Origin of the sequence: Streptomyces alkaliphilus (genome assembly GCF_014141535.1) — a bacterium.
GTDB lineage: Bacteria > Actinomycetota > Actinomycetes > Streptomycetales > Streptomycetaceae > Streptomyces > Streptomyces alkaliphilus.
This window is the reverse complement of the sequence record NZ_VKHT01000146.1, coordinates 1-7,506: the sequence shown is the minus strand read 5'-3', so window position 1 is coordinate 7,506 and position 7,506 is coordinate 1. Positions and strand designations below refer to the sequence as shown.

General features: G+C 72.1%; 8 protein-coding genes. 7 read left to right on the top strand and 1 reads right to left on the bottom strand.

The window, feature by feature from the left end; all coding sequences use genetic code 11:
- Nucleotides 1–37 precede the first annotated feature (37 nt).
- Nucleotides 38–415 (bottom strand): hypothetical protein, encoded by a 378-nt coding sequence (locus FNQ90_RS07455; protein ID WP_182605602.1) that lies wholly within the window; start codon nucleotides 413–415, stop codon nucleotides 38–40.
- 398 nt (nucleotides 416–813) lie between these two features.
- On the opposite strand from FNQ90_RS07455, the gene FNQ90_RS28650 reads away from it, so the two are divergent.
- The 7 genes from FNQ90_RS28650 (at nucleotide 814) to FNQ90_RS07425 (ending at nucleotide 7,455) form a co-directional block, all read left to right on the top strand.
- On the top strand, nucleotides 814–897 hold the full coding sequence (locus tag FNQ90_RS28650; RefSeq protein ID WP_407699321.1) for a putative leader peptide: 84 nt from the start codon (nucleotides 814–816) through the stop codon (nucleotides 895–897).
- A 471-nt stretch (nucleotides 898–1,368) separates the two neighbouring features.
- Complete coding sequence (gene ssuE, locus FNQ90_RS07450) at nucleotides 1,369–1,929, top strand: NADPH-dependent FMN reductase (RefSeq protein WP_182605601.1); 561 nt, start codon at nucleotides 1,369–1,371, stop codon at nucleotides 1,927–1,929.
- 68 nt (nucleotides 1,930–1,997) lie between these two features.
- Complete coding sequence (locus FNQ90_RS07445) at nucleotides 1,998–3,131, top strand: ABC transporter substrate-binding protein (protein WP_182605599.1); 1,134 nt, start codon at nucleotides 1,998–2,000, stop codon at nucleotides 3,129–3,131.
- Nucleotides 3,128–3,985: an ABC transporter ATP-binding protein gene (locus FNQ90_RS07440; protein ID WP_182605598.1), complete on the top strand. Its 858-nt coding sequence runs from the start codon at nucleotides 3,128–3,130 to the stop codon at nucleotides 3,983–3,985. Before FNQ90_RS07445 ends, FNQ90_RS07440 begins: the two co-directional genes overlap by 4 nt.
- On the top strand, nucleotides 3,982–4,890 hold the full coding sequence (locus tag FNQ90_RS07435) for an ABC transporter permease (RefSeq protein ID WP_407699320.1): 909 nt from the start codon (nucleotides 3,982–3,984) through the stop codon (nucleotides 4,888–4,890). The genes FNQ90_RS07440 and FNQ90_RS07435 overlap by 4 nt, the downstream gene beginning before the upstream one ends.
- A gap of 74 nt (nucleotides 4,891–4,964) precedes the next feature.
- Nucleotides 4,965–6,368, top strand: a complete 1,404-nt coding sequence (locus FNQ90_RS07430; protein WP_323379824.1) for an LLM class flavin-dependent oxidoreductase — start codon at nucleotides 4,965–4,967, stop codon at nucleotides 6,366–6,368.
- Between the two features lie 193 nt (nucleotides 6,369–6,561).
- Nucleotides 6,562–7,455: a TauD/TfdA dioxygenase family protein gene (locus FNQ90_RS07425; protein ID WP_182605596.1), complete on the top strand. Its 894-nt coding sequence runs from the start codon at nucleotides 6,562–6,564 to the stop codon at nucleotides 7,453–7,455.
- Nucleotides 7,456–7,506 lie beyond the last annotated feature (51 nt).

The following is a 7,506-nucleotide window of genomic DNA, read 5'->3' as shown; positions in this document are numbered from 1 at the left end:
ATGAGTATAAGAGACGGCTTCCGGGCTCATCGGTGGGTCACCGCCCCTCCGGGGTGGGGGAGGCACCGGATCCGACCACGCAGGCGGTCCGACCGCCGTACCTCCAGGTGGCGGGCGCGCTCTGGAGGAACTCGGCGATCTCCGCCGGCCCCATGCCCTCCTGGGGCGCGCCGGGCAGCGGTTCGCCGGCCAGTGCCCGCAGCCAGTCGGCGGCCTCCCAGCCGTTCTCGAACTCCCAACGGTCACCGGGCTGGACGGAGAGATCCTCACCCACCCGGGTGGGCTGGGCACCCCGGTACTGGAGGATCCCCCAGGTGCCGTCCCAACCGCAGCGCGAGCCCTCCGAGCGATCAGCGGGGAGGGCGACCCACCCGCCGGCGGCCTCCTCGGTAATCCCGCCGCCGCCCCCGCTCATGGGGGAACCGAAGATCAACCACGCGCCCATGCTGATGAGGAGCGACAGCGCGACGCCGCGCGGTGGCCTCGCTCCGTTCCGTGGCTCCGAGGGATCATCCGGCACCCTGGAAGGCTAACGCGCCGGCACCCCCGCCCGGGCCCCGGGGACGCCCTCCGCCGTCACGGAACCACCCCGGGAGCCCCCGGTGTCACCGCCGTCCCGATCCTCCTCCGTGCGCGCCTCGATCGGGACGGGTGACGGGAGGGCTCCCGGGCCCCTCGCCCGGTCGACGAAATACCGCGAAGCCCGATGGAACACCGTGGGGCGTGACGGAATTCAGTTGCTCGTCTCGGCATTCGGGACATCGGGGCGGATTGTCTTGACGGAGGGGTTCCCGCGCCGGCATCCTCACCTCCGTGAGCGATTCCGACATTCTCGTCGTGCGACTGCACGTCGACCTCCGGCGCCAGGCGAGCGCCATCTGTCGCGCCTCCCGCTGAGCCCTCGGTTCGGCTTTTCTTTCGTGCCCCCGTGCCGTGTCCCGGCGCGGTGCGGGCCGTGAACCATCGTTTTCCCTGCCTGCGGGCCCCTTCGACGGGCCGTGGCGGGCGGCCCCGCCCCGCTTTCCCCGTGAGGGACGGGGTGGACCGGAGGATCGATGGCCCACCGTCCGTACGGCCCCGGGGCCCAGGTGACACCCGTACCCGCACGGTCGCGCACGGTCCTTTTTCCCGGTTGATTCCCGCCCCGGCGGGGGTCGGGTGCCCGGGTTTCCCCGGAGCCGGTGAATCATCGTCACCACGGTGACTTCCGGCATTCCGGACTCCCCGCGCTCCGGTGTTTCCCCTTCCCCCGTTTCCCCTGTTTCCTCGTGTCGCCTGTTCGCTCCGCGAATCCCGGTTTTCCGGTGTGGCGCCCCGCGGGACATCACCGATCGCCCCATACGTGTTCAGCCTGCCCGGAAAAGAGTCATGAGCGCTGTTTTCGCCGTGTCCGGAAGCCCGTCCGAACGCTCCCGCACCTCCCTCCTCGTCCACCACGTCATCGAGCGCCTCTCCCTCACCGGCTTCGACGCCGCCCATCTGGCGGTGCGCGACCTGCCCGCCGAGGATCTGCTCCACGGCCGGGCCGACGCGCCCGCCGTGCGCGCGGCGGTGGACGCCGTCGCCCTCGCCGACGGCCTGATCGTCGCCACTCCGCTCTACAAGGCCTCCTACTCCGGCCTCCTCAAGACCTTCCTCGATCTGCTGCCGCAGTCGACGCTGACCGGGAAGACCGTCCTGCCGTTGGTGACCGGCGGTACCCGGTCCCACCTGCTGGCCATCGACTACGCCCTGCGACCCGTGCTGGTGGCGTTGGGCGCCCGCCACGTGGTCGGTGGCTGCTTCGTCCTCGACCGTGACATCGAGCCCGGCGCGGCCGGCGGGGTGACCCTGGCCGCGGAGGCGGAGCTGCGGCTGTTCGACGTGCTCGACCACTTCATCGAGGCCCTGCCGGCCGCCGGCGCCTCTCTCGCTCCTTCCCTTCCCTGAGCCATCCACCGGGTGCCCCGGGATCAACCCGCCCCGTACCCGTCCGAACCACCGAGGACATCACCGTCATGAGTGCCACGAGACCCTTCGCGTCCCGGATATCCACCGCCGCCCCGGCCCCCCGGCCGTCCCGCCCCGATCGGCCGGTCATCCGCACCTCCCGGCGCGCGCTGCTCGCCGCCCTCGCCCTGTCCGTCGTCGCCGTGGGCTGCGGCACCGCCACCGGTGACGACGGGGGGAGCGGGGGCGACGGGAACCTCACGACCCTGCGCTACCAGGGTTCCTCCGGGGCCGTCACCCCCGCCGAACTCGCCGAGGATCTCGGCTACCTGGAGGGCATCGAGCTGGAGTGGGTCGGCAACACCATCAGTGGTCCGCAGGACATCCAGGCCACCGCGTCCGGCGAGATCGACTTCGGCGGCGCCTTCAACGGGGCCGTCATCAAGCTGGCCGCGGCCAACGCCTCCATCACCGCCGTCATCGGCTACTACGGCGTCGACCGGGACGCCTACCACGGCTACTACGTGTTGGAGGACTCCCCGATCCGGGAGGCCGATGACCTGATCGGCGCCAAGGTCGCGATGAACACCCTGGGCGCCCACGCCGAGGCCATGCTCGACATCCACCTCGGGCGCGAAGGGCTGTCCGCCGACGAGGCCGCGGACGTGGAACGGCTGGTGCTGCCACCGGTCAACACCGAACAGGCCCTGCGCCAGGGGCAGATCGAGGTGGCCGTGCTCGGCGGGATCCTCCGCGACAAGGCCAAGGAGCAGGGCGGTATCCGCGAACTGTTCAACGACCACGACCTGTTGGGTGACTTCAGCGCCGGGAGCTACGTCTTCACCGACGAGTTCATCGAACGCCACCCGGAGACCGTGCGGGCCTTCGTGACCGGGGTCGGCCGAGCCATCGAGTGGTCGCGAACCACTCCCCGCGAGGAAGTCATCGCCCGGATGACCGACATCGTCGAACGGCGGGACCGCGACGAGTCCCCCGACGCCCTGCGCTACTGGAAGTCCTACGGGGTCGCCGGCACCGGAGGCCTCATCGACGAGGGCGAGTTCGACCTGTGGATCGACTGGCTCGCCGAGCGCGGGGAGATCGAAGCCGGATCGATCGGGGCCGCGGACCTGTTCACCAACGAGTTCAACAACGCCGGGGACGCCCCGGCCGACACCGAGACCGAGGAGACGGATCGATGACGGCCCGGATCGAACTGCGCGGCGTCACCAAACGTTTCGCCCTGCGCGGTCGTCGCCCCCTCCGCACCCGTGATGCCCGGGGACGGGGCCCGCGTCCCGACCACACCGTGACCGCCCTGGACACCGTGGACCTGACCGTCGCAGACGGTGAGTTCCTCGTCGTCGTGGGCCCCAGCGGCTGCGGCAAGTCCACCCTGCTGGACCTCGTCGGCGGACTCACCACCCCCACCGAGGGCGAGATCCTGCTCAACGGCGCGCCCGTCACCGGCCCCGGAACCGATCGCGGCATCGTCTTCCAGCAGTACGCCCTGCTGCCGTGGCGCACCGCGCTGGGCAACATCGAGTTCGGTCTGGAGACCACGGGTCTGCCCCGTCGCGAGCGCGCCGCCCGGGCCCGTGATCACCTCGACCTGGTGGGTCTGACCGGCTTCGGCGACCGCCATCCGCACGAGCTGTCCGGCGGCATGAAGCAGCGGGTCGCGATCGCCCGCAGCCTGGCCGCGGGACCCGACGTCCTGCTCATGGACGAGCCCTTCGCCGCGCTGGACGCCCAGACCCGCGAGGGGCTCCAGGAGGAATTGCTGCGCATCCACCGGCGCACCGGTCGGACGATCGTCTTCATCACCCACGGCATCGACGAGGCGGTCCTGCTCGGCGACCGCGTCGTCGTCCTCACCCACCGGCCCGGCCGGATCAAGGAGATCGTGCCCGTCGAACTGGACCGGGAGGGCACCGACGCGGCCTCCCTGCGCTCCGATCCCGAATTCACCCGCCTCACCCATCGGATTCGGGAACTCCTCCACGACGAGGTGGCCCTCGCCCGGGCCCGGGAGCGAGAGGAGCTCGCCGCGTGAGCACCACCATCGGGCGTTCCGTCCGTCCCACCTCCCCGACATCCCCCTCCGCAGTCGGGACGGGGCCCCCGCCGGAACCCGGGACGTCCGGGGTTCCCGACCGGGCGGGGCCCCTCCCCGCCGGCGCCCTGCGCGCCGTCGGCCGTCTCCTCACGGCCGTCGCCACCCGGACCGTGGCGCTTCTCGCCCTCCTGCTGGTCTGGGAGATGGCGCCTCGGCTGGACCTGGTGGACCGGGTCTTCCTGCCGCCGTTCTCCGAGGTGGCCCTCGCCTGGTGGGAACTGCTGATCGGCGGACAGTTGTGGTCCCACACCTCCGCCAGCCTGGTGCGCTCGGGAGCCGGTTTCGGTCTCGCCGTGCTCCTCGCCGTCCCCCTCGGCCTGCTCATCGGCCGGTACCGACCACTCGCCGACCTGCTCAACCCCCTGCTGGAGGTCTTCCGCAACACGGCGGCCCTCGCGCTGCTGCCGGTCTTCGTCCTGCTGCTGGGCATCGGGGAGACCTCGAAGATCTCGATCGTGCTGTTCGCCTGCACCTGGCCGATCCTGCTCAACACGATCAGCGCGGTGCGCACGGTCGACCCGACCCTGCTGCGCCTGGCGAGGTCCATGGACCTCTCACCGCCGGCGTTGTTCCGGAAAGTCGTCCTGCCCGCCTCGATCCCCACGATCTTCACCGGCATCCGGCTGGCCGGGGCCGTCGCGATCCTCGTCCTCGTCGCCGCCGAGATGGTCGGTGCCCGGGCCGGGCTGGGCTACCTGATCAACTCCTCGCAGCTGAACTTCGCCATCCCCCGGATGTACGCCGGGATCATCACCATCTCCGCCATCGGCCTGCTGGTGAACCACCTGCTCCTGACCGTGGAACGCCGACTGACCGCCGGCCGCCCCGACGAGCGGGGGTGACGCGGACCCGTCCGTCCGGCTCATCGGCCCGCCCCCACCCCGGAACCCGATATCCCGCTCCGAAAGAGTCTCCCGTGACCGTCGAACCACAGCCGCGCCGGCTGCACCTCAACGCCTTCCTGATGAACGCCGGGCACCACGACGCCGCCTGGCGCCACCCCGACGCCCGCCCCGGTGGCGTCATCGACCCCGCCCACTTCATCGACCTCGCCCGCACCGCCGAGCGGGGCCACTTCGACTCCCTCTTCCTCGCCGACGGCCTGGCCCTGCTCGGGGACGCCCGGTGGAACACCGTCGGGGGCTTCGAGCCCCTGACCCTGCTGGCGGCGCTATCCGCGGTGACCGAGCGAATCGGTCTGATCGCCACCGTCTCGACGACCTTCCACGAGCCCTACACCGTGGCCCGGGCGTTCGCCTCGCTGGACCACCTCAGCGCCGGCCGTGCCGGCTGGAACATCGTGACCTCGGGCAATCCGGCCGAGTCCCGGAACTTCGGGTACGCGTCGCACCCCGAGCACGCCCGGCGCTACGCCCGGGCCGACGAGTTCCTGGAGGTGGTGCGCAAGCTGTGGGACAGCTGGGAGGACGACGCGATCGTCCTGGACCGCCGGGCGGGCCGCTGGACCGCGGAGGGGAGCGTGCGGCCGATCGATCACCACGGTGAGCACTTCCGTGTCGCCGGGCCACTGAACGTGCCCCGCCCGCCGCAGGGCCATCCGCTGCTGGTGCAGGCCGGTTCGTCCCGGGACGGCAGGGAGTTCGCCGCCCGCCACGCCGAGGCGGTCTTCACCGCCCAGCAGACCCTCGGGGACGCCCTGGCGTTCGCCCGGGACCTGCGTTCCCGACTCGCCCGACACGGCCGGCCCGCCGACGCCCTGCGGATCCTCCCCGGCCTGTGCCCGATCCTCGGGAGCACCGAGGCCGAGGCCCGGGCGCTGGAGGAGGAACTGACCGCCCTCCAGATCCCGGAGTACGGCCTCGCACAACTCTCCGGGATGCTCGGCACGGACCTGACCGGTCTGCCGTTGGACGGCCCTCTGCCGCCGCTCCCCGACGAACGGCGGATCAACGGCAACAAGAGCCGTTTCGAGCTGGTCGCGGAGCTGGTCCGGCGGGAGAACCCCACCATTCGCGAGGTCATCGCCCGACTCGGCGGAGGACGCGGGCACCGGGTCGTCGCCGGTACGCCGGAGGGGATCGCGGACACCATCGAGGAGTGGTTCCGCGCCGGCGCCGCCGACGGCTTCAACATCATGCCGCCGATCCTGCCCACCGGCCTGGCGGACTTCGTCGACCACGTGGTGCCGATCCTGGTGCGCCGGGGCCTCTTCCGTGCCGACTACGGGAGCCGGACGCTGCGCGGCCACTACGGACTGCCGCGCCCCGCGGGCCGGCGCCACGGTGACAGGCGGGAAGACCAGGCAGCGGCCGCGTCCGGGGCCGGCCCCGCCGTTCTGCCGACGGGGGTGGGCGGATGACCTCCTCACCCCTGCAGGGGCGGGTCCTGCCCACCGGGCGATGTACCGGCTCCCCGGCTCCCGTCCGGCCGGGGCACGCCCCCTACCGCGCCACGGGGTCCGGCCACACCGTCCGCCCCGTCCAGGCAGCTCACCACACCCGCCCCGTGCCCCGGGGCGGGACGGCACACCGCATCCGAAGGGACCATCCGTTATGACCACCACCGCGTTCGACATCCGCCGTGTCGGCGGACGCCTCGGCGCCGAGATCATCGGCCTCGACCTGCACGGCACCCCCGACCCCCGCATCCTCGCCGAGATCCGCGAGGCGCTCCCGGAGCACAAGGCTCTCTTCTTCAGGGGTGCCCACCTCGACGACGCCGAGCAGTTGCGCTTCGCCTCCCTCTTCGGTGAGCCGACCCGGGCCCACCCGACCGTCGACTCCCTGGAGGGACAGCCGGCGATCCTCCCGGTCGACGGGGAGGGCGGTGTGCGGGCCAACCACTGGCACACCGACGTGACCTTCGTGCGCACCCCGCCGAAGGCCACCACACTGCGGGCCCTGGTCGTCCCGCCGCACGGAGGCAACACCCTGATCGCCGACACCGGCGCCGCCTATCGCGACCTCCCGGCCCCCCTGCGGGAACTCGCCGATCGGCTGTGGGCCGTGCACACCAACGAGCACGACTACGCCGAGCCCCGCACGGAACGGGCCGCCGAGCACCGCAGGCAGTTCGTCTCCCGGCGGTACCGCACCTCCCACCCCGTGGTGCGGGTCCATCCCGAGACGGGTGAGCGGGGGCTGTTCATCGGCGGTTTCGCCCAGCGCCTGGAGGGCTTCGGGTCCGCAGAGTCCGCCGATCTGCTGCGAATCCTCCAGTCCTACGTCACCCGCCCCGAGAACGTCGTGCGGTGGCAGTGGCACCCCGGTGACCTGCTGATCTTCGACAACCGCATCACGCAGCACTACGCGCCGGACGACTACGGCGACCTGCCGCGGCTGCTGCACCGGGTCACCGTCGCCGGGGACGCACCGGTGGGCGTGGACGGGCGACACAGCCGGATCATCGAGGGCGACGACGCATCCCACTGGAGTTCGGTGGGCTGAGCGCGCGGGGGGTGGGGCCGAGCGGAGCCCCGGCCCGGTCGGCCCCACCCC